At 57.0% G+C, this 21,368-nt stretch carries 19 protein-coding genes; 5 read left to right on the forward strand and 14 right to left on the reverse strand.

What is annotated here, in order from left to right; genetic code table 11:
* Positions 1-46: 46 nt before the first annotated feature.
* From fdnG to fdnI, 3 genes are read left to right on the forward strand one after another with little or no spacing between them, the layout of a single operon-like run.
* Positions 47-3,094 (forward strand): formate dehydrogenase-N subunit alpha, encoded by a 3,048-nt coding sequence (gene fdnG, locus IM273_RS14750; protein ID WP_193051590.1) that lies wholly within the window; start codon positions 47-49, stop codon positions 3,092-3,094.
* Positions 3,095-3,105: 11 nt separating this feature from the next.
* Positions 3,106-3,990: a formate dehydrogenase subunit beta gene (gene fdxH / locus IM273_RS14755; RefSeq protein WP_028013253.1), complete on the forward strand. Its 885-nt coding sequence runs from the start codon at positions 3,106-3,108 to the stop codon at positions 3,988-3,990.
* Positions 3,983-4,639: a formate dehydrogenase-N subunit gamma gene (gene fdnI / locus IM273_RS14760; RefSeq protein ID WP_028013252.1), complete on the forward strand. Its 657-nt coding sequence runs from the start codon at positions 3,983-3,985 to the stop codon at positions 4,637-4,639. Before fdxH ends, fdnI begins: the two co-directional genes overlap by 8 nt.
* 51 nt (positions 4,640-4,690) lie before the next feature.
* Here the strand turns inward: fdnI and IM273_RS14765 are convergent, their stop codons facing one another.
* The 3 genes from IM273_RS14765 to ppk2 all read right to left on the reverse strand — a co-directional run bounded on the left by IM273_RS14765 (position 4,691) and on the right by ppk2 (position 6,123).
* Positions 4,691-5,014 carry a CcdB family protein gene (locus IM273_RS14765; protein ID WP_193051591.1) on the reverse strand — a complete coding sequence of 108 codons (324 nt, stop codon included), beginning with the start codon at positions 5,012-5,014 and terminating at the stop codon, positions 4,691-4,693.
* Entirely contained in the window at positions 5,014-5,202 is a 189-nt protein-coding gene (locus IM273_RS14770) for a hypothetical protein (protein WP_048960001.1), read from the reverse strand. Before IM273_RS14770 ends, IM273_RS14765 begins: the two co-directional genes overlap by 1 nt.
* Positions 5,203-5,304: 102 nt before the next feature.
* The gene (gene ppk2 / locus IM273_RS14775) at positions 5,305-6,123 is read right to left on the reverse strand and encodes a polyphosphate kinase 2 (protein ID WP_045630464.1); all 819 of its coding nucleotides are present in this window, start codon (positions 6,121-6,123) and stop codon (positions 5,305-5,307) included.
* A 164-nt stretch (positions 6,124-6,287) separates the two neighbouring features.
* Here ppk2 and araJ point away from each other — a divergent pair, with 164 nt between their 5' ends.
* The gene (gene araJ / locus IM273_RS14780) at positions 6,288-7,463 is read left to right on the forward strand and encodes an MFS transporter AraJ (RefSeq protein WP_193051592.1); all 1,176 of its coding nucleotides are present in this window, start codon (positions 6,288-6,290) and stop codon (positions 7,461-7,463) included.
* 6 nt (positions 7,464-7,469) lie between these two features.
* Here araJ and IM273_RS14785 read toward each other — a convergent pair whose 3' ends face one another.
* The 7 genes from IM273_RS14785 to IM273_RS14815 form a co-directional block, all read right to left on the reverse strand.
* Positions 7,470-8,561: an alkylhydroperoxidase domain protein gene (locus IM273_RS14785; protein WP_193051593.1), complete on the reverse strand. Its 1,092-nt coding sequence runs from the start codon at positions 8,559-8,561 to the stop codon at positions 7,470-7,472.
* A 10-nt stretch (positions 8,562-8,571) separates the two neighbouring features.
* Entirely contained in the window at positions 8,572-9,561 is a 990-nt protein-coding gene (locus IM273_RS14790) for a putative FMN-dependent luciferase-like monooxygenase (RefSeq protein ID WP_193051594.1), read from the reverse strand.
* Entirely contained in the window at positions 9,558-11,165 is a 1,608-nt protein-coding gene (locus IM273_RS14795; protein ID WP_193051595.1) for an ABC transporter ATP-binding protein, read from the reverse strand. The genes IM273_RS14790 and IM273_RS14795 overlap by 4 nt, the downstream gene beginning before the upstream one ends.
* Entirely contained in the window at positions 11,162-12,013 is an 852-nt protein-coding gene (locus tag IM273_RS14800; RefSeq protein ID WP_023327540.1) for an ABC transporter permease, read from the reverse strand. Before IM273_RS14800 ends, IM273_RS14795 begins: the two co-directional genes overlap by 4 nt.
* Entirely contained in the window at positions 12,010-12,954 is a 945-nt protein-coding gene (locus IM273_RS14805) for an ABC transporter permease (protein WP_126325953.1), read from the reverse strand. The genes IM273_RS14800 and IM273_RS14805 overlap by 4 nt, the downstream gene beginning before the upstream one ends.
* A gap of 10 nt (positions 12,955-12,964) precedes the next feature.
* Positions 12,965-14,584 carry a TIGR04028 family ABC transporter substrate-binding protein gene (locus IM273_RS14810; protein ID WP_193051596.1) on the reverse strand — a complete coding sequence of 540 codons (1,620 nt, stop codon included), beginning with the start codon at positions 14,582-14,584 and terminating at the stop codon, positions 12,965-12,967.
* A 140-nt stretch (positions 14,585-14,724) separates the two neighbouring features.
* Entirely contained in the window at positions 14,725-15,927 is a 1,203-nt protein-coding gene (locus IM273_RS14815; RefSeq protein WP_193051597.1) for an NAD(P)/FAD-dependent oxidoreductase, read from the reverse strand.
* A 130-nt stretch (positions 15,928-16,057) separates the two neighbouring features.
* Between IM273_RS14815 and IM273_RS14820 the strand changes: the two genes are divergently transcribed.
* Entirely contained in the window at positions 16,058-16,564 is a 507-nt protein-coding gene (locus tag IM273_RS14820) for an Rrf2 family transcriptional regulator (protein ID WP_028013240.1), read from the forward strand.
* A 43-nt stretch (positions 16,565-16,607) separates the two neighbouring features.
* Here IM273_RS14820 and adhP read toward each other — a convergent pair whose 3' ends face one another.
* The 4 genes from adhP to IM273_RS14840 all read right to left on the reverse strand — a co-directional run bounded on the left by adhP (position 16,608) and on the right by IM273_RS14840 (position 21,247).
* On the reverse strand, positions 16,608-17,618 hold the full coding sequence (gene adhP, locus IM273_RS14825; protein ID WP_041909867.1) for an alcohol dehydrogenase AdhP: 1,011 nt from the start codon (positions 17,616-17,618) through the stop codon (positions 16,608-16,610).
* Between the two features lie 196 nt (positions 17,619-17,814).
* Positions 17,815-19,527, reverse strand: a complete 1,713-nt coding sequence (locus IM273_RS14830; protein WP_193051598.1) for an ABC-F family ATP-binding cassette domain-containing protein — start codon at positions 19,525-19,527, stop codon at positions 17,815-17,817.
* A 313-nt stretch (positions 19,528-19,840) separates the two neighbouring features.
* Positions 19,841-20,320, reverse strand: a complete 480-nt coding sequence (locus IM273_RS14835; protein ID WP_193051599.1) for a type VI secretion system tube protein TssD — start codon at positions 20,318-20,320, stop codon at positions 19,841-19,843.
* 234 nt (positions 20,321-20,554) lie between these two features.
* Positions 20,555-21,247: a hypothetical protein gene (locus IM273_RS14840; protein WP_193051600.1), complete on the reverse strand. Its 693-nt coding sequence runs from the start codon at positions 21,245-21,247 to the stop codon at positions 20,555-20,557.
* Positions 21,248-21,368 lie beyond the last annotated feature (121 nt).

Below are 21,368 nucleotides of genomic sequence, written 5' to 3' on the forward strand. Positions count from 1 at the left end.
AATGTTAGTTTGCGGCGCGAAGTCTTATCAGATAACGAGGACAACAATGGACGTCAGCCGCAGACAATTTTTCAAAATCTGCGCGGGCGGTATGGCCGGAACCACAGCCGCAATGCTGGGATTTGCTCCCAAAATGGCGCTGGCTCAGGCACGCAACTATAAGCTGCTGCGTGCGAAAGAGATCCGTAACACCTGCACATACTGCTCCGTGGGTTGTGGGCTATTGATGTATAGCCTGGGCGATGGCGCGAAGAACGCCAGAGAAGCGATTTACCATATTGAAGGGGATCCGGATCATCCGGTGAGCCGTGGGGCGCTGTGCCCGAAAGGGGCGGGACTGCTGGACTATGTCCACAGCGAAAACCGCCTCCGCTACCCGGAATACCGCGCGCCGGGCTCCGACAAATGGCAGCGCATCTCCTGGGATGAGGCGTTCTCCCGTATTGCAAAACTGATGAAAGCCGACCGTGACGCCAACTTTATTGAAAAGAACGAGCAGGGCGTAACGGTCAACCGCTGGCTCTCAACCGGGATGCTGTGCGCATCTGCGGCAAGCAATGAAACCGGCATGCTGACGCAAAAATTTGTGCGCTCTCTCGGCATGCTGGCGGTAGACAACCAGGCGCGCGTCTGACACGGACCAACGGTAGCAAGTCTTGCTCCAACATTTGGTCGCGGTGCGATGACCAACCACTGGGTTGATATTAAAAACGCCAACGTCGTGGTGGTGATGGGCGGTAACGCCGCTGAAGCCCATCCGGTGGGATTCCGCTGGGCGATGGAAGCGAAGAACAACAACGATGCGACGCTTATCGTCGTCGATCCGCGCTTTACGCGTACGGCATCGGTGGCGGATATCTATGCACCGATCCGCTCCGGTACGGACATTACGTTCCTCTCCGGCGTGCTGCTGTACCTGATCGAAAACAACAAAATTAACGCGGACTACGTTAAGCATTACACCAATGCGAACCTGCTGGTGCGGGATGATTTTGCCTTCGATGACGGGCTGTTCAGCGGCTATGACGCTGAAAAACGCCAGTACGACAAAACGTCCTGGAACTATCAGTTCGATGAAAACGGCTATGCGATGCGGGATGAAACGCTGACGCATCCGCGCTGCGTGTGGAACCTTCTGAAGCAGCACGTTTCCCGCTATACGCCGGACGTGGTGGAGAACATCTGCGGCACGCCGAAAGCGGACTTCCTGAAGGTGTGCGAGGTGCTGGCCTCTACCAGCGCCGCTGACAGAACCACCACGTTCCTGTATGCGCTGGGCTGGACGCAGCACACCGTGGGCGCGCAGAACATCCGTACCATGGCGATGATCCAGCTGCTGCTCGGCAACATGGGGATGGCCGGTGGCGGCGTGAACGCCCTTCGCGGACACTCTAACATTCAGGGCTTAACCGATCTCGGCCTGCTCTCCACCAGCCTGCCGGGCTACCTGACGCTGCCGTCGGAAAAGCAGGCCAGTCTGCAAGCGTATCTTGAAGCTAATACGCCAAAAGCAACGCTGCCGGACCAGGTGAACTACTGGAGCAACTATCCGAAGTTCTACGTCAGCCTGATGAAATCCTTCTACGGCGACGCGGCGCAGAAGGAGAATGACTGGGGCTTTGAGTGGCTGCCGAAGTGGGATCAGGCTTATGACGTCATTAAGTATTTCAACATGATGGATAAGGGCGACGTCACCGGTTATATCTGCCAGGGCTTTAACCCGGTGGCGTCATTCCCGGATAAAAACAAAGTCGTGCGCAGCCTGAGCAAGCTGAAGTACATGGTGGTTATCGATCCGCTGGTGACCGAGACCTCCACCTTCTGGCAGAACCACGGGGAATCTAACGATGTCGATCCGGCGTCGATTCAGACCGAAGTGTTCCGCCTGCCGTCCACCTGCTTTGCGGAAGAGGACGGCTCTATTGCCAACTCCGGCCGCTGGCTGCAGTGGCACTGGAAAGGGCAGGACGCACCGGGCGAAGCGCGTAACGACGGCGAAATCCTGGCCGGCATTTATCATCGTCTGCGCGAAATGTACCGCACCGAAGGCGGCAAAGGCGCTGAGCCGCTGCTGAAGATGAGCTGGCACTACAAGCAGCCGGATCGTCCTGAGTCTGAGGAAGTCGCGAAAGAGAACAACGGCGTGGCGCTGGCGGATCTCTACGACGCCAACGGCAGCCTGGTGGCGAAGAAAGGCCAGCTGCTGAACAGCTTTGCGCTGCTGCGCGATGACGGGACAACGGCATCGTCCTGCTGGATCTACACCGGCAGCTGGACGGAGCAGGGTAACCAGATGGCCAACCGCGATAACGCTGACCCGTCAGGCCTGGGCAACACCCTGGGCTGGGCATGGGCGTGGCCGCTGAACCGTCGCGTGCTGTACAACCGCGCGTCCGCCGACGTGAACGGCAAGCCGTGGGATCCGAAGCGCATGCTGATCCAGTGGAACGGGGCGAAGTGGACGGGGAACGACATTCCGGACTACAGCACCGCCGCGCCGGGCAGCAACACCGGGCCGTTTATCATGCAGCCGGAAGGGCTGGGGCGCCTGTTCGCCCTCAACAAGCTGGCAGAAGGGCCGTTCCCGGAACACTACGAGCCGATGGAAACGCCGCTGGGGACCAACCCGCTGCACCCGAACGTGGTCTCAAGCCCGGTGGTGCGCATCTACGAAGAGGACGTGCTGCGCTTAGGCAAAAAGGACAAATTCCCGTACGTGGGGACGACCTACCGCCTGACCGAGCATTTCCACACCTGGACCAAGCACGCGCGGCTTAACGCCATCGCGCAGCCGGAACAGTTTGTGGAGATAAGCGAAACGCTGGCGAAGGCGAAAGGCATTGCCAACGGCGATCGCGTCAAGGTGAGCAGCAAGCGCGGCTTTATTCGCGCCGTGGCGGTGGTGACCCGTCGCTTGCAAAGTCTGAACGTGCACGGCCAGCAGGTGGAAACCGTCGGTATTCCGCTGCACTGGGGCTTTGAAGGGGTGGCGCAGAAAGGCTATATCACCAACACCCTGACGCCAAACGTCGGCGATTCCAACTCGCAAACGCCGGAGTACAAAGCGTTTCTGGTCAACATCGAGAAAGCGTAAGGAGCGATTAAATGGCGATGGAAACACAAGACATTATTAAACGCTCCGCGACCAACCCGATCACCCCCGCGCCTCGCGCGCGGGACTATAAGGCAGAGGTCGCCAAGCTTATCGACGTCTCCTCCTGCGTGGGCTGTAAGGCCTGCCAGGTGGCCTGCTCAGAGTGGAACGACATCCGCGACGAGGTGGGACACTGCGTTGGGTTCTACGATAATCCGGCGGATCTGAGCGCCAAATCCTGGACGGTGATGCGTTTTAGCGAAACCGACCAGAACGGCAGGCTGGAGTGGCTGATCCGCAAGGACGGCTGTATGCACTGTGAAGATCCGGGCTGCCTGAAGGCGTGTCCGTCTGCCGGTGCGATAATTCAGTACGCCAACGGGATCGTCGACTTCCAGCAGGATAACTGCATCGGCTGCGGCTACTGCATCGCGGGCTGTCCGTTTAATATCCCGCGCCTCAATAAAGAGGATAACCGGGTATACAAATGCACCCTGTGCGTGGACCGCGTCAGCGTCGGGCAGGAGCCTGCCTGCGTGAAGACCTGTCCGACCGGGGCGATCCACTTCGGCACCAAAAAAGAGATGCTCGACGTGGCGCAAGAGCGCGTGGATAAGCTGAAAGCGCGCGGCTACGACAAGGCAGGCATTTACAACCCGCAGGGCGTAGGCGGCACGCACGTGATGTACGTGCTGCATCACAACGACCAGCCGGAGCTGTATCACAACCTGCCGAAAGATCCGGCGATCGATACCTCCATCAACCTGTGGAAAGGGGCGCTTAAACCGCTCTCCGCGGCGGGCTTTATCGCGACCTTTGCGGGGCTGATTTATCACTACATCGGTATCGGCCCGAATAAAGAGGTGGATGACGACGAGGAGGAGCATCATGAGTAAGTCGAAAATGATAGTGCGCACCAAATTTGTCGATCGCGCCTGTCACTGGACGGTGGTCATTTGCTTCTTCCTGGTGGCGGTATCCGGCATTTCGTTCTTCTTCCCGACGCTGCAGTGGCTAACGGAAACCTTCGGTACGCCGCAGATGGGGCGCATTCTGCACCCGTTCTTCGGCGTGCTGATTTTCGTGGTGCTGATGTTTATGTTCGTGCGCTTCGTCCATCACAATATTCCGGACAAGCAGGACATCCCGTGGGTGAAAGGGATTGTCGAAGTTCTGAAGGGTAACGAGCATAAAGTCGCGAAGGTGGGGAAATACAATGCCGGACAGAAGATGATGTTCTGGACCATCATGAGCATGATTTTTGTGCTGCTGGTGACCGGCGTGATGATCTGGCGTCCGTATTTTGCACAGTACTTCCCGATCCAGGTGGTGCGTTACGCGCTGCTAATTCACGCGACGTCTGCCATCATCCTGATTCATGCCATCCTGATCCATATGTATATGGCGTTCTGGGTAAAAGGGTCGATCAAAGGGATGATTGAAGGGAAGGTGAGCCGCCGCTGGGCGCAGAAACATCACCCTCGCTGGTATCGTGATGTGGAACGGCTGGAGGCGAAACAGGAAAGTACGGAAGGGATGAAGTAAGACCTGCGCCGTCGGCTCTGCCCGGCGGCGCTGCGCTTGCGCGGGCCTACGTTATGTATTCGTCACTAGCGCATCTATCGCTGCGATAACAGTACTTCTCGCGCAGCGAAGGTTGCATACAAAATTTTTATTATGTAGTTTCTTTTTCTCCACGTGTGTTATGCCAGCGGTATTAAGAAAATTTCGCTGAAAATCAATATTTATTAACGGTGCCGCGGCGTTGACATGGCCACGTAAATAGTTGTGGTAACTTAATGGAATAATCAGTCTTGTTGATAAATCATCATAATAGTCATGTTGAATTATCATAAAATAAGGCTGGTAGTCCCGTGTTCTCTCTGAAGGGTTACGGTAAACGTCAAACTGAAAGCACATTAAATCCCTCCAAAGAAAGGATCGTCTGATAATAGTCCCGCTTTAGCCGTAAAATCATTCATGGCTCTTATGAACTCTTTATCTTGCTGATGCTGTCGTCTTTGCGCCGCTGGTGTCTGGGCTTTTCGGGAGGCGCCACTCGGCACGCTCTCCCTTCTGCCATAGTCTTTGCTTCGATTTGGTTTCATCACTATCTCCTTTGTTGGTGCGGTCATTATCAACCGCCGCCAACAAAAAACAATACTGTATCCCCTGGTAATCTATATTCTGCGAGCCGCCTTCCAGTTATATCAAAACCGCTCTTCCACATACCGGAACGGGTATTTTGTGGGTTTAACTTTGCCGATTTTGCGCTTCGGTAAATCCACCTTGTCGACGTGAATTTCTTTATACGGGATCTGCGAAAGCAGATGCGAAATAATATTCAGACGCACGCGTTTTTTATCTTCAGAACGGGCGACAAACCACGGTGCCCAGGCTGTATCGGTGGCTTCAAACATGGCGTCGCGCGCGCGGGTGTATTCGTCCCAGAGGTTAAAGGATTTAATATCCATCGGCGACAGCTTCCAGATCTTACGCCCATCGTTAATGCGGTCGCGCAGGCGCCGCTCCTGCTCTTTTGGCGTCACCTCCAGCCAGTACTTCAGCAAGATAATCCCGGCATCGACCATCGCTTTTTCCATGACCGGCGCGCCGTCCAAAAATTTCTCCGCCTGTTCCTCCGTGCAGAACCCCATCACCCGCTCCACGCCCGCGCGGTTATACCAGCTGCGATCGAATATCACGATTTCACCCGCCGAGGGCAGGTGAGGCACATAGCGCTGGAAGTAGAGCTGGCTTTTCTCTTTATCCGTTGGGGCAGGAAGCGCAACAACGCGAAACACGCGTGGGCTGACGCGCTCGGTGATCGCTTTAATGGTGCCGCCTTTGCCGGCGCCGTCGCGTCCCTCAAAAACAATGCACACCTTCAATCCTTTGGCGACGACCCACTGCTGGAGCTTAACCAGTTCGACGTGCAGGCGGCGGAGCTCTTTTTCATACTCTTTGGTCTTAAGGGGGGCATTCGATACGACATCAACAGCGACAGGGGTTTTCTTTTTGCTTCCCATGATTGTCATCCTCAGGTTGTCCGGCGTGGAAAAAGCGAGGCCGCACTATGAAGTGTAATCCACCTGAATTAATGGATTAACGTGTCAGCCAGCTGATTTGAACTGGCTCACCATACAAGATTATTTAATAATGCCCTCGCGAATGATTAACCGGTGGTTGAGGCATGAAAAAGACAATATTTTCGTTGGCGCTTGGCACATTTGGCCTTGGTATGGCTGAATTTGGCATTATGGGGGTGTTAACCGAGCTGGCGCACGACACCGGTATTTCGATTCCCTCCGCCGGGAATATGATCTCGTTTTATGCCTTCGGCGTGGTGATTGGCGCCCCGATTGTGGCGCTGTTCTCCGGCAAGTTCTCGTTAAAAACGACGCTGCTGTTTCTGGTTGCCCTGTGCGCGGTTGGGAACGCCCTGTTTACCTTTTCAACATCGTATTTCTGGCTGGCGACGGGACGCTTGATTTCCGGTTTTCCGCACGGCGCGATTTTCGGCGTCGGGGCGATTATCCTCTCTAAAATTGCGCCACCCGGGAAGGTGACGGTCGCGGTGGCCGGGATGATCGCCGGAATGACCGTAGCCAACCTGGTGGGTGTTCCGCTGGGCACCTGGCTGGGGCACCAGTTCAGCTGGCGTTATACCTTTTTCCTGATTGCTGCGTTCGACGCGCTGGTTATCCTCTCGGTTCTGCTCTGGGTGCCGGACATCCATGACAAATCAGAAATCAAATTGACCGAGCAGTTCCACTTCCTGAAGAAACCGGAACCCTGGCTGATTTTTGCCGCCACCATGTTTGGTAATGCTGGCGTGTTCGCGTGGTTCAGCTTCGTTAAGCCGTTTATGGTCAACGTTTCTGGCTTTTCCGAAGGGATGATGACGGCCATCATGATGCTGATGGGCCTTGGCATGGTGTTGGGCAATCTGCTGAGCGGCAAACTCTCGGGGCGCTTTAGCCCGCTGCGCATTGCGGCCATCACCGATATGGTGATTGTCGCCTCGCTGCTGCTGCTTTTCGCCCTGGGCGAACTGAAAACGGCCTCGCTGGTAATGGGCTTTATCTGCTGTGCCGGGCTGTTTGCGCTCTCTGCACCGCTGCAAATTTTGCTTCTGCAAAATGCGAAGGGCGGTGAGATGCTGGGGGCAGCCGGAGGGCAGATGGCGTTTAATCTCGGCAGCGCGATCGGGGCGTACTTTGGTGGGATGATGATTACCCTCGGCTTTAGCTGGCGCTACGTCACGCTGCCTGCGGCGTTCCTCTCGTTCTCGGCCATGAGCGCGCTGTTGATCTACGGTTACCTGCGGGCCAGACAGGCTCAGGCTAACGCTCGCGCGCTAGCCTGATTGCATTCAGGCAAGCCAGGGCTCACCCAGCGTCAGCATCAGGCGGTTGGCCCAGGCGAAGAACGCAGCGGACTGCACCAGGTCCAGCTGGGCTAAGGTGTCCAGCCCCTCTTTTTCCAGTGCGGCAAGGTGCAGCGGCGTGGCGGCAGGCGGGGTAACCGACAGCGCCGCCGCAAAATTAATTTCCGCCTGCCAGCGCGCAGATTGCCCCTCGCTCAGGGAGCGTCCCGGACGTACGGCCAGCAGGGCCTCTACCGCCGCGTCATCCTTTGACAGCTGGCTGGCTTTGCGCGCATGGACAGAGGCGCAGTAGATGCAGCCGTTAATTTTACTGGTTACCGTTGCGGCCAGCTCGCGCTCGGCGCGCGGCAATCCCCCCGGCGTATAAAAAATTCCTTTATCCGTTAGCGTACGCTGTTCAAGCACCGGCAGGTTGCGCCCCAGCAGGCGGAAGTAGTCGGAATCGGTATGGCCAAATTTCGCCAGAACGGCAACTTCGTCATCACGGAAGTCTGCCAGCGGTTTGGCGTCGATCCACGGCTCCCAGCCCAGCTCCTGCTGGGTGAACGCGACGGGAGCCGTCTTCCCGGAGACCGTGGTTGCGGTTGTATGCCAGATGCCTGCCGCCACCGGCGCATCGCTTTTGGCGACGGGTTTGTCGTTCAGCAGTCGCAGCCCGGTAATCAGTCGGCTCTGGAAGCTGACAAAGGCGATAAGCTGCGCCAGAGTCACGATGCCTTCCTTGCTCCAACCCGCCTGGATCAGCGCCTTTAACGATGTCGGCGTGGCTTCAACGGGTGAGAAGGTCAGCAGACGCGCGAAATTCAGCGCCGGGGTCAGACGGTCTGAGGTCGGGTCGGCCAGGCCAAACCCCGCATAGTGTGCCGCCAGCGCCTCCGCGTTGTGCCACCTGGCGACTTTTGCCGCGACGGCGAAGCGCTCGTTCAGCGCAAAATCACTATCCTGCTGGGTAAATAAGATTTCGTAGCTGCCCTGTGCGTGGCGCGTGGCGGCGTCCCGCGTGGCGCGCGCCTCTGCCAGAGGGGAACCGGGTTTAATTTCTGCCAGCTCGGCGAGAATGTCCTGACTTAATGACATAGGTGTCTCCTCAAAGGATGTGGGGGGCAATATGTTCGGCGATCAGTTCGATGGATCGCAGCGTGTCGCGATGGGTGGGCTCGACCGAATGAACCTGGAACGAGATATCCGTGGCGCGCCTGAGAACGGAGTCCGCATGCAGCGAATGCAGCACCGTCTCTGGCGAGCCGATATGGGCGTCGAACTGGCGACGAAAATCTGTGACAGTGTCACCTTTAACCGTGTGTCCAGCGGCGCGATGCTGCTGGGCCTGCCTGGTAAGACCCGGCGTGGCGACCTTCAGCGCGTAGTCATCGCTGTCGGCGACGAACGCCGTGCGGGAGGCCAGAATACGCGGCGCAATGCCCGCAGGCAGTGCCTCAAGGTAGGCATCCACAATCGGGTTCTGGATCGCGTCGAGCGTCAAATCCAACTGGTCTGCCGGGCGCGGCTGCGTGCGGGAGAGCATCAAACCGTGTCCGGCCCGCGCGGCGCGAACGGCACCGTCGACGGAAAAGGTGGCAATCCAGATCCGTTCAGCCAGCTGTGGCGCTGGCGGATAAAGGTGATTATCCGGATGGGTGAGCGAATCCCCGCGCCAGGCGCTCTGGATCACATGCAAATGGTCAGCAAAGGCCGCGCCGCGCTGCTCAAACGTCAGTCCGAACGGCAGGAAAGAGGTCGGCGTGCCGCCCGAACCAAAACCGACTTCGAGACGACCATCGGCGAGTAAATCCAGCACCGCCGCATCTTCCGCCACGCGCAGCGGGTTTTCCATCGGCAGGGTAATGATGGCCGTCCCCAGGCGGATGGTTTCGGTATGCGCCGCAACGTGGGCCAGAAACAGCAGCGGCGACGGCAGGCCGCCTTCATTTTCATGGAAGTGGTGCTGTGCAATCCAGGCGCTGTCAAAACCGTGGCGTTCGGCGTGGCGGATCTGTTCGGTTGCCAGACGATAGCGCTCCTTCGGCGTGGCGTCGTCAAGCAGGCGGGTGAAAAATCCCAGGCGTTTTCGCGTCATGCGAACTCCTCCGTAGCGGGTGAAAAATGGGGAATGGCGGCAATCAGCTCGCGGGTATAGTCGTTCTGCGGCGACGTGAATAAGGTCTCGACGTCACCGTGTTCGACCACCTGACCGCTGCGCAGCACCGTGACGCTGTGGGCGATCCGGCGGACGGTAGAGAGATCGTGCGTGATAAAGAGGTAGGTCAATCCCAGCTGCTGCTGCAGCTGCTGAAGCAGTGCCAGAATCTGCGCCTGTACGGTGACGTCCAGCGCGGAGGTGGCTTCGTCCAGCACCAGAATAGTCGGCTCCAGAATCAGCGCCCGGGCGATGGCTACGCGCTGGCGCTGCCCGCCTGAAAGCTCCCTTGCGGTGCGGGTCAGGAGTTCGACGGGCAGGGCAACCCGCTGCGCCACGGTCTCTACACGGAGCTTGCGCTCCGCCTTGCTGAGGCGAGCAAAGTTCTTCAGCGGCTCTTCGATGATCTCGAACAGCGTCTGACGCGGGTCGAGAGAGGCGAACGGGTTCTGGTAGACAAACTGGATCTTCTGGCGCAGCTGGCGGCGGGCCTCGCGGCTGAGGTCGGTGGCATCAATATCATCAATAATGACCTGTCCGCTGTCCGCCTGTTCAAAACCCAGCAAAATACGGGCGAGGGTGGTTTTCCCGGAGCCGGATTCACCGACCAGCGCATGCGTGCTGCCGCGCCTGACGTCAAACGTCACCCGATCCAGCGCCTGAAGGTGATGACCTTTGCCCAGCGAGAACCGTTTGCTGATGGCGCGGGCACGAATGGCCGGTGACGCCAGCGGAAGGCCCGCTACCGGGGCGATGGTCAGGCGCTGGCCCTGGAGATCGCTCAGTAGCTGACGGGTATAGGCGTGCTGCGGCGTGCGGACAATGTCGGCGGTGTCGCCGTGCTCCTGAACCTCGCCGTTGCGAAACACCAGCAGCCTGTCCGCGCGCTGCGCGGCCAGTGCCAGATCGTGGGTGACAAACAGAACGGCGGTACCCGATTCCCGGCGCAGGATATCCAGCAGATCGAGAATGCGTTTTTGCACCGTCACGTCCAGCGCGCTGGTGGGCTCATCGGCAACGATCACGTCCGGGCGCAGGGCAATGGCGATGGCAATCAGCACGCGCTGTTTCATCCCGCCGGAGAGCTGATGCGGATACTGCTTCATGCGCTGTTCGGGATGGCTCAGGCCCACCTTTGTCAGCAGGGCGAGCACCTGCTCGTCGCGCTGGAGTGCCGTTACCTTTTGGTGCTGCTGAATAATTTCCCCGACCTGTACGCCGATCGTCTTTACCGGGTTGAGTGAATTACCCGGATCCTGCGGAACCAGGCTGATTCGCGCGCCGCGAAGGTTATCGAGACGCTTCGCTGACCACCGGCTAATCTCCTCGCCGTTGAGCACGATTTTCCCGGCATCGCGTCGGGCGTTATCCGCCAGCAGACCGATGATCGCCTGTGCCGTGGTGGTTTTACCTGAGCCGGATTCGCCGACAAACGCCAGCATTTCCCCCCGCCGGAGGGTGAAGCTGACGTTATGCACCACCTCGCGCCACTGGCGCGCGGTACGGTAGCTGATGGTCAGGTTTTCTACCGAGAGTACGGTCATTTCAGGCCTCCGCTGAACTGCTGGCTGATACGGTTGGTGGCAAGCACGACGGCGATGACGACCACGCCGGGGAAGGTAGTTAACCACCAGGCGGTAGAGAGATAGTTACGGCCTTCGGCAATCAATAAGCCCCATTCCGGCACGGGCGGCGGGGTGCCGTAGCCGAGAAAGCTCAGCGTGGAGAGGGCCAGAATGGCCTGACCAAACTGCAGCGTGGCAAAGGCGAGAACGGCGGTTAAGGCGTTGGGCAGGATGTGTCGCCACAGGACCGCCAGGAACGTCCCGCCGCTGCCAAACGCCGCCTCGACATAATCCGTATGGCGGATGCGCACCACTTCACCGCGCGCGAGGCGGGCGAAGCTGGCGATGGAGGCCACGCCGACGGCAATGGCGGCGTTAACGGTGCCAAACCCGAGCAGAATAATGACCGTCAGCGAGAGCAGCAGAGACGGAATGGACAGCAGCACGTCGACAAAACGCATCAGGAAAGACTCGACGCGTCCGGCGAACGCGCCGGCGATCACCCCCAGACCGGTGCCCACCACCAGCCCCATCGTGACGGCAGCGAGCGCCGCGCTCAGGGAGTGGGACGCACCATACACAATGCGGGTGTAAACATCGCGGCCAAGCTGATCGGTGCCGAGCCAGTGGCCCGCCTGCGGTGCCAGACGTTGCGCTCCGGCGATGCCCTCAATCGGGCTGTAGTGGGTTAACAGGCCGGGGGCTACGGCAGCAAAAATAGCGAGAATAATCACCGCCCACGCCAGCCACAGTCCCGGCTGCCACGCGACGCCCTGCCAGCCGGGAACGCGTTTTCGCGCGGCGGCAGCGTAATCGACCAGGCTCATGATGCACCTCCGGTAACGGTTTGCAGACGGGGATCCAGCAGCGGCATCAGCAGGTCCACCAGCAGATTGATCAGGACAAAGCCGAGAGCGGAAATCATGACCACCGCCTGAAGCACGGCGATGTCCTGGTTGTTCACCGCCTGCTGGGTCAGCTGCCCGAGCCCGCTGCGGCCAAATACGGTTTCGGTGATCAGCGCTCCGGCAATCAGTTCGCCCAGCAGTAGCCCGGCAATATTGAGTACCGGCAGCAGCGCGTTGCCGGTGACGTGGCGCCACAGGACGGCAGTTTCACTCAGCCCTTTGGCGCGGGCGACGGCGACAAACGGCTGCATCGCCACCTGGTCCAGGCTGCGCATCAGAATTTGTGCCAGCGGGGCGGAGATCGGGATCGCGACGGTCACGATCGGCAGGATCAGCCCCTGCAGCGGCGTCGGGTTAATCACCGGGATCAGCCGCAGCTGGAAAGAAAAGAGCTGGATAAGGGCAATCCCCAGCCAGAACGTGGGTAAGGAGATAAACAGGACCGGCAGGGACTGGAGGGTATTACTCAGCCAGCGCAAACCCGGCAGACGCGACGCAAAGGCCAGCGCAAACGCCAGCAGGACCGCGAGTACAAAGGCGGGCAGGGCGAGGCTCAGGGTATCCGGCAGATTGCTGGCAATCAGCTCACTGACCGGCACCCCTGCCTGTAATGAATAGCCGAAATCTCCGCGCAGCATCGCCAGCAGCGTGTGGCCGTATTGCTGCCACAGCGGGCTGTCCGCGCCGTAGGCCACGCGCATCTCCTCGATTTGCGCCGGGCTTAGGCCCAGATCCGGGTTCTGAAATTTAATCAGCACCGCGTCGCCAGGCAGTACCTGGAGCAACACGAACGAGAGGGTAAAGGCGGCCCACAGCACCAGCAGCCCGTGACCAAGACGTTGAAGAAGTGCGTGGCGCATCGTCAGCTCCTCAGTGTTTCTCAATCCAAGCGCCGTAGAACGACGGGCGGCCGACCGCTTCAAAATTGACGCCTTTCAGCCACGGCGCACCGGCAAAGACCTGTGGCTCCTCGAAAATCGGTATGACGTAGGCGTTATCCAGCAGGTAGCGCTGGGCATCGCCGGTCAGCTGCAGGCGTTTTTGCGGATCGACCTCTGAGGAGATATTTACCAGCAGCGCATTCAGCTTGTCGTCGCGGAAGCTTTTGACCTTGTCGCTGGAGCCGCCTTTTTGCAGCAGCGCGTCGCGGTTAGCGGGGTAGAACATGCTTTTTACCACGTCCGGATCGGCGCGGCCCACTTCGGAGACGGTTAACGGGGTTTTCTGTGGATCAAGGTTATCCAGCGTGCGGCTGCCAGCGTCACCGGCTTTTACGTTCAGCACTACGCCCACCTGACGCCACTGCTGGGCAACCAGCTGCAGCACCTCTTTGTTTTGCGGCTGCGGCAGGGATTCATATACCGTCAGCGCCAGCCGCTGGCCGTCTTTGGCGCGGATCCCGTCGCTGCCCGCTTTCCAGCCCGCCTCGTCCAGCAGCTGGTTGGCTTTTGCCGGATCAAAGGTCAATTTGTCGCTGAGATCGACAAAGCCTGCGGCGGAATCGGCAATCACCGACTTCGCCTGCGGATAGTTGGCCGAGAAGAGGGTCTCGACCACCTGCTTTGCATTCGTGGCATGCAGCAGCGCCTGGCGCACGCGAATATCGGAGACCAGCGGGTTATCCGGGCGGAAGCTGATGCTGTCGTTCACCCCGCGCGTTGGGGCAGCGTAGATTTTATAGCCCTGGTCTGTCGCCTGCTTTTCGTCATACGCCTGCACCTGGCGAATAAAGTCGGCCTGACCGGCCAGCAGGGCGCCGACGCGCACGCTGTCCTCCTGGGTGACGATAAACTTGATGCCGTCCAGATTGGCTGGACCCTGTTGCGCCAGATTTTTGGGTCCCCACTGGTAGTCCTTACGGGCTTCGAGCGTCACTTCGCGGCCGAGCTTCTCGTCCTTCACCACAAACGGGCCGGAGCCAATGATATGCCGGGCATCCCCCAGCTCTTCAAAGTTGCGCTTCAGCGTGCTGAGCGAGACCAGACCCGACCCAATCGTGGCAGTGCCCTGCAGGAACCCCGGCGACGGTTTTTTGAAGTAAAACTTCACGGTCAGCGGGTCGACCACTTCGCTGCGATCGTAGTTATTGATCACTTCTGACACCGGCAGGCGCTGCGCCTTATTGCCCAAACCGTAGGTATCAAAGTTTTTTGCTACGGCGTTGGCGTCCAGCGGCGTGCCGTCGGAGAAGGTGATCCCCGGGCGAATTTTGAAGGTGTATTCGGTTTTATCGGCGTTGGTGGTCCAGCTTTCGGCCACCCACGGTTCGACCTGCAGCGTCTTTGGGTTTTGCCACGTCAGTTTGTCGGTGATCTGGTTCAGAATGCCGCCGTTCGGGTAGAAGCCACCGGCAGGCGGATAGAGGTTAGTGTGCGCCTGTTGCTCCAGATAAATCAGCGTGCCGCCTTTGACCGCCGCATCGGCGGACCAGGCTGCGGTTGTCGTCAGAATCAGCGCCGTCAGCAGAGGCAGACGAAATGGGATTTGCATGGTGAATTCCTTTGTTATCTTCTTGTTAGCGTCGGATTCATCATCGGGCGCGGGGGAAAACAAGGGAACAAAGGAATTAAGATAAGGATTGCCGGAAACTGAAAATAAAAACGCCCCGTTAGCGGGGCGATGGCGGGGGCCTAAACGAATTTCGCCAGCGGGTCGGCGGCGGCAAAGGCGACCGCTTTATCCGCTGCTGGAGGGTAGATCAGCTCGTTAGTGATGGCGATCTTGATCTTCTTGGCGTCATCTTGGACTGACTTAACGACCTGATCCCAGCCCTCGGTATAAACCGCACCCCACGCGCCTAAATCCAGGCAGGTAACATAGTTCACCTGACGATAAGGGTAAGGAGCAACGTTCAGCAGGCTGGCGGCAGCGTTATGACCGGCAAATTTGCCTAGCTGGATCGCATGCTGGCAGGTCATCAGCGCCGTGTTGCCCGCATCGTCTGTTTTGGCGTGAGCCATATCGCCGGTGGCATAGACGTCAGGATGTGCGGGGACCTGCAACGTTTCTGTCACAACTAGGCGGCCCTGGCTATCGCGTTCACCGTCTATCTGCAGGCTGAGGGGATTTGCCTCGACGCCTGCGGTCCAGACGACGGTCGCAGCAGCAATACGTTCACCGTTTTTCAGCGTTACGCCGTGAGCATCAATGGCTTCAACTTCACTCTTCAGCCGCCATTCAACGCCCAGCGCCTCACTCGCCTCTGCAATTGTTTTACGCAATGCGTCGCTATAACGGCTGCCAATGACTGGCCCTCTCTCAACTACGACTATTTTAATCTCCGTATTGTCACCAAAACGGGCACGCAGTCGGGCAGGTAGCTCCGTTGCCAGCTCGATGCCGGTAAAGCCGCCTCCGCAGACTACCACGGTGTTGCGCTCGGGCGTGGAGGGACGTAACGCCAGTGAATCAAGGTGACGCTCAAATACCTGTGCGGATTCCAGCTGGTCGATGTCAAAGGCGTAGTCAGCCAGGCCGGCAATCGGTGGGCGTTTGGTCTGGCTGCCCGTAGCGAGGATTAGCCTATCGTAGGAAGCCGTAGCATGCGCGCCATGGGACATCCGGTATAAAACGGTTTTTGCCGTGGTATCAATTTGTTCCGCGTGTCCGGCAATGAATGTGATATCAAGCTCGGCAAACAGGTCAGTCAACGGGGCGACCAGCGTTGACACCTTCTCCTCATAGAAGCGTGGCCGAACGCGGAGTTCGGGTAAGGGGGCCAGAACCGCAATTTCCAGACTGTTATTACCCTGCTGCTCAGAGAGACGTGCCGCGCTCACGGCTGCCCACATACCCGCAAAACCACTGCCTACGATTAAAATCTGCTTTTTCATATTCGATCCTTTCTCCCGCCAGGCTTCATGCCTGACATAACTGCCACTATACTTGTCGGAGTTAACTCCGACAACTTCTTTCTGAGCTAAAAATCGTTATAATGCTCCGAACACTAATTCGGAGTTAACCATGGCGTTTTACAGTTCCGGTGTGGAATACGGCATTCACAGCCTGATGTGTATGGTGGATGCGAAGGGCAACGAGCGTGAGATGAGCGTCCGTGAGATGGCTGCCTTGCAGGGCGTGCCGTATGACTACCTCGGCAAAATCTTCACACGCCTGTCACGTGCCGGGCTGGTCATCAGTACGGAAGGCAAGGGCGGGGGCTTTAAGCTGGCGCGTCCGGCGGAGCTGATCAGCGTGCTGGATGTGGCGCATGCTATTGACGGCGAGAAAAACATGTTCGAATGTCGTGAAGTGCGCCAGCGGCTGGCCGTGTTTGATGAAGCACCGCCTGCCTGGGTCTGCGACGGCCCGTGCGGAGTACGTTCAGTCATGGATAGCGCGCAGCAGCGGATGGAAGAGGAGCTCGCGCGTCATACTATTCTCGACCTGGCGCGTAAAATGTACCGAAAAGCGCCGGACACCTTCCAGATTGAGGTTCAGGAGTGGATTTCAGTTCGTCGTTCGTCGTAGCTATGAGCCGGGTAAGGCGTAGCCACTACCCGGCAAAAGGTGTTTACGAGCGTAAGTCGATCACCATACGGCCACGGATCTGGCCCTGTTCCATCTCTTTAAAGATGGCGTTGATGTCCTCGATAGGACGCATCGTCACTTTCGGCACTACTTTGCCCTCGGCCGCAAACTGGAAGGCCTCCTGCAGATCCTGACGGGTGCCAACCAGCGAACCTACCACCTGAATACCGTCCAGCACCAGGCGCGGAATGTCCAGGCTCATCGCTTCAGGCGGCAGGCCAACGGCGACCACGCGGCCACCGGCACGCACGGCATCCACCGCCGAGTTGAAGGCCGCTTTTGCGACGGCGGTGACGACTGCGGCATGCGCGCCGCCGGTTTTTTCCTGCACAATCTTAGCGGCATCTTCGCTGCGTGAGTTGATGGTTAAATCCGCACCCATGCTCGCGGCCAGCTTCAGCTGTTCATCGTTAACGTCCAGAGCGATGACTTTGGCATTAAACACGTTTTTGGCGTACTGCAGCGCGAGGTTGCCCAGCCCGCCCAGACCGTAAATCGCGATCCACTGGCCCGGTTTTATGCCGGAGATTTTCACCGCTTTGTAGGTGGTGACACCGGCGCAGGTGATGCTGCTGGCCGCCGCCGAATCCAGACCATCCGGCACTTTTACCGCGTAATCCGCGGTGACGATGCACTCTTCCGCCATGCCGCCGTCAACGGAGTAACCGGCGTTTTTCACGTCACGGCACAGGGTTTCGTTACCGGTATTACAGTATTCGCAGTGACCGCATCCTTCAAAGAACCAGGCCACGCTTGCGCGGTCGCCGACTTTCAGCGACGTCACGCCAGGGCCGACTTCTTTCACGATACCAATACCTTCATGGCCCAGGATTACCCCGGTTTTATCGCCAAAATCACCGTTCTTCACGTGGAGGTCGGTATGGCATACACCACAGCACTCCATTTTCAGCAGGGCTTCCCCATGCTTAAGCGGGCGTAAGGTTTTTTCAGTGACATTGACCTGATGATCCTGAGTAACAACAGCAGCCTTCATGTGTATCTCCTTGTTCATGATAAGAATCTGCATAGCAGGTGTAGTACCCCTTAAGGATTAATACATTAGCCTGGTAATGCAAGGCTGCGGCAACATAATGTCATCATTTGATTCGATTTCAGATTAAGAATACGGCGATCCTCTAATAATTAAGGGGGAAAATGCTGGCCCGGCGAGGTGCTCGCCGGGCGCAGATTTACAGCTGGGCTTCAATCTCCTCAATTTCTCTACGCCATTGCGCCTGCAGCTGCGGCTTCTGATGTTTCGGCTTACGCGCCAGATCGTCTTCCAGCAGCGTTTCCAGCGCGATCAGCCGCTCCAGCAGATCGTCGTACGGCGAGGGTTGAACCTCCCCAGCGGTGACGACGGGCGCGGCTGATGTCCGGAGCCCCACGCTTTCACGCAGCCGCTCAAACACGGCTTCAGCATCGTGCCACTCGCTCAGCCAGCCGTCCTCAAGCAGCCAGAAACGGTTACAGCTTTGGCTAATTAACTGTCGATCGTGGCTGACCAGCAGCACGCCGCCTTCGAACTGTTGCAGCGTTTCCGCCAGTGCCTCTTTGCCTTCCATGTCGAGATGGTTGGTGGGCTCATCCAGCATCAGCAGGCTGTAGCGGGCAAGCGTCAGCCCGACGAACAGCAGGCGAGAGCGCTCGCCGCCGCTGAGCGTGCTGACTTTTTGCCCGTGTCTCGCCCACGGGAACCCGGCGCTGATGAGCGCCATCTTCCTGTTTTGCGGGTCGGGAGCGAAAGGTTCCAGCGCGTCGAGCAGCGTGGCGTCATCCGGCAGCTGATGCAGCGTCTGGTCGTAGTAGCCCGGCGAGACGCGCGGATGGATTTTCAGCCCGCTGTCCGTCGGTTCATCCACAAAATGTCGCCAGATAAGCTTCATCAGCGACGATTTACCACAGCCGTTACGACCGACAATTGCTACGCGATCGCCGCTTTTCAGCCGCGCCGTTTCGATGTTAAACAGCGGCGGTAGCCCGGGCGCAGGCGGGACGCTTAGGTTTTCCATCTCCAGCAGACGGTCCGCCCGCAGCGCGTCGCCGCGCAGGGTTAGCGTCCATGGACTGCCCGCCGTGAGCGCGGTCTGGCTATCTTTGAGTCGTTCGACCTGTTTTTCCATCTGCTTGGCTTTGCGGGCCAGGTCTTCGTTGTCGTAAACCTTACCCCAGGTCGCCAGACGTTTGGCGCTGGCGGTCACGCGGTCGATCTCCTTTTGCTCCGCCTTGTGGCGCTGCGCATCGCTTTCGTCTTTTGCTGCAAGCGCTTTACGGGCGGCCGTACAGGGAAGGGCAAAGTAGTGCAGCGTCTTATCACGCAGGATCCAGCTGCCGTTTGTGACGGCATCCAGCAGCAGTCTGTCGTGCGAAACCAGCACGAAGCTGCCTGACCAGTTCTGTAAAAAGTGTTCCAGCCAGAGCATGGTCGGCAGATCCAGGTGGTTGCTGGGTTCATCCAGCAGGAGCAGATCCGGCTCGTGAATCAACGCCCGCGCCAGCAGCAGGCGGGTGTGCTGTCCGCCACTCAGGGTGGCGGATTGCAGCGTCATATCCTGCGGCGTGAAGCCCATGCTCGCCAGCAGCGTTTCAGCTTTCCAGCGCAGGCTGTCGTGCTCAGCTAAAGGCAGTTGCGCGAGTACGGCATCCAGCATGGTCAGCGGGAAAATGGCGTCCGGGAGATGTTGCTCCACGCGCGCCATCAGGCAGTGTCCGGCCAGCGCTACCGTTCCGGCGGCTGGGATATCTGTTCCGTCCAGCACCTTCAAAAGCGTACTTTTGCCGCAGCCGTTGTCGCCCAGCAGGCCGATGCGGTCGCCTTTTTTCAGCGTAAAGGAGAGTGAGTCGAAGAGCGTGCCAAACGCCGTATCAACGCGTAAAGATTGTGCAGTGAGTAAAGTGCTCATTGTTGCTTACCCAAGAGTTACAGGCATGTTTATGCCTCGTCAAACATCGCTGACGATAACTCAGTAAGCCCGAGAGAAGGGATTTCAGGGGTTGATGTCTTCGCTCAAGCAGAAGTTATCGCAGCACGATACCGATAACGCTTGAGCTGGTGCGATCACCAAATGTATGTGAAACATTGAAAATTTCACAGTACAGCATAATTGGCCTCCTTATATGTTATGAGTTTGTAGGTGACTATCACTATACAACGTTTTCCTGCATATACCAAACAGAGGGGCAGCATTGCAGCCAGTGCAAATGCCGCCTTCGTCATCAAGCACAACAACGATCGTTCCATGAATCACGATAGATAATATTACCCTCCGTATACTTCCAGGTAATCGCTTCATAACGTAATTCGAGCGTTTCAAGATGTGTGCTGCTTATACCGTTAGGAGACAGGTAGGGTGCAACAGTTGTAAACTTGACGTTTTCCAGAATGATATTGAAATACTCGGCCTCAATACCTGATTCCAGAATACGGTACATTTTAATTGTGGCTTTCTTCATGGTTCGGCCTTCACAGACAGCGCGGTACAAAAGTGGTGTTGTTTGGTCAAACTCCTTTACTATCGTGATAGGGCAATGGACTCGCGTTCCTGTTAGTTTTCCCCAGCTTGGATCTACCGGGATAGTGACACCGTGAGAAAAGGATTTTAACTCGATAGACCCCAGGCGAAGTGGCATCATGCAGCTACCGATTACCGGAGAACCGTTTTCATCTTCAAGCCATAAGTGTGCTGGTGTAGACATACTATTTCCTTATAGATAAATTACGATAAAGCTAACGTTTGAGATTTACAATTTCATATAGCGATAAAATAACCATCACAAAAATGAAGAATATAGGAACAGGCCATATTGGCCCGTCAGGGCAAAGTTGGAAAAAGACAATTGCAAATAAAAGTGTCAATAGCGAAGGGCCGTACATCGATATCAATGAAAAGAATATCCGCCTGAAAAATCTTTTAATAAGATGCATCATGATTACTGAACCATCTTTGTTATGATATCTGCAATCTCACTATCCGATACCCATTGTGCTTTAAAAGTTTCAGCCCGTTTAAACAATGGCTCTATCAAGAAGTACAACATTTCCAGCTCTTTAGCGTATAGCGCTGAGTAGTACGCTGGATAAGTAATATGAAGGCGATGCGAACTATCTGCTGCTTTCTGAACAATGCCGTACAGGCCAATACCTCCAACAATCTGTCCCGCTCTTCGCCCAGCCAGTGCACTAAGTTCAAGGCTTAGATTCATACATGCAGCAACATATGATGCTGTTGCTAAAGCAAATCCGGCGTTTGTAAGTGAACTTGCGGCGATATGAATATTTACTGCCATCAGCAATTGTTTGATGTGCTCTAGCTGATCGGAGGTTTTGTGTCGGAATACTTCTTCAAAGTAGATGTTGAGCATTTCACATACAACATCTCTATGCCATATAATATGATAAACACCTTTAGCAAATCGGATGTCTTCGGACTTTTGTTTCTGGCATACGTCTTGATATTCATCAGTAAAGCAGGAGGTATAATACAGCGCGCGCGTTGCACCTGCGCCGATCGTTTCAATCTGATTTGATACGGCTTTTCCTACACCCGTTAATGCATGCTCGAGTTTTAACGCAAGGATGTTATTCGCCTGCAAATAACTTATCACTTCATTTTTATAGTACATAACCGCTCCTTACTTTCCTCGCAATTATTAGTAATGCAAAACGTTACTAAACTCTTAAAAAAATACGTTTGTTAGACAAAAAGTGTTATGCGAAATTTTTATATTTCAATGGGGTATGAAT

The sequence above is a fragment of the Enterobacter cloacae complex sp. P13B genome (genome assembly GCF_014895915.1).
Lineage (GTDB): Bacteria > Pseudomonadota > Gammaproteobacteria > Enterobacterales > Enterobacteriaceae > Enterobacter > Enterobacter bugandensis.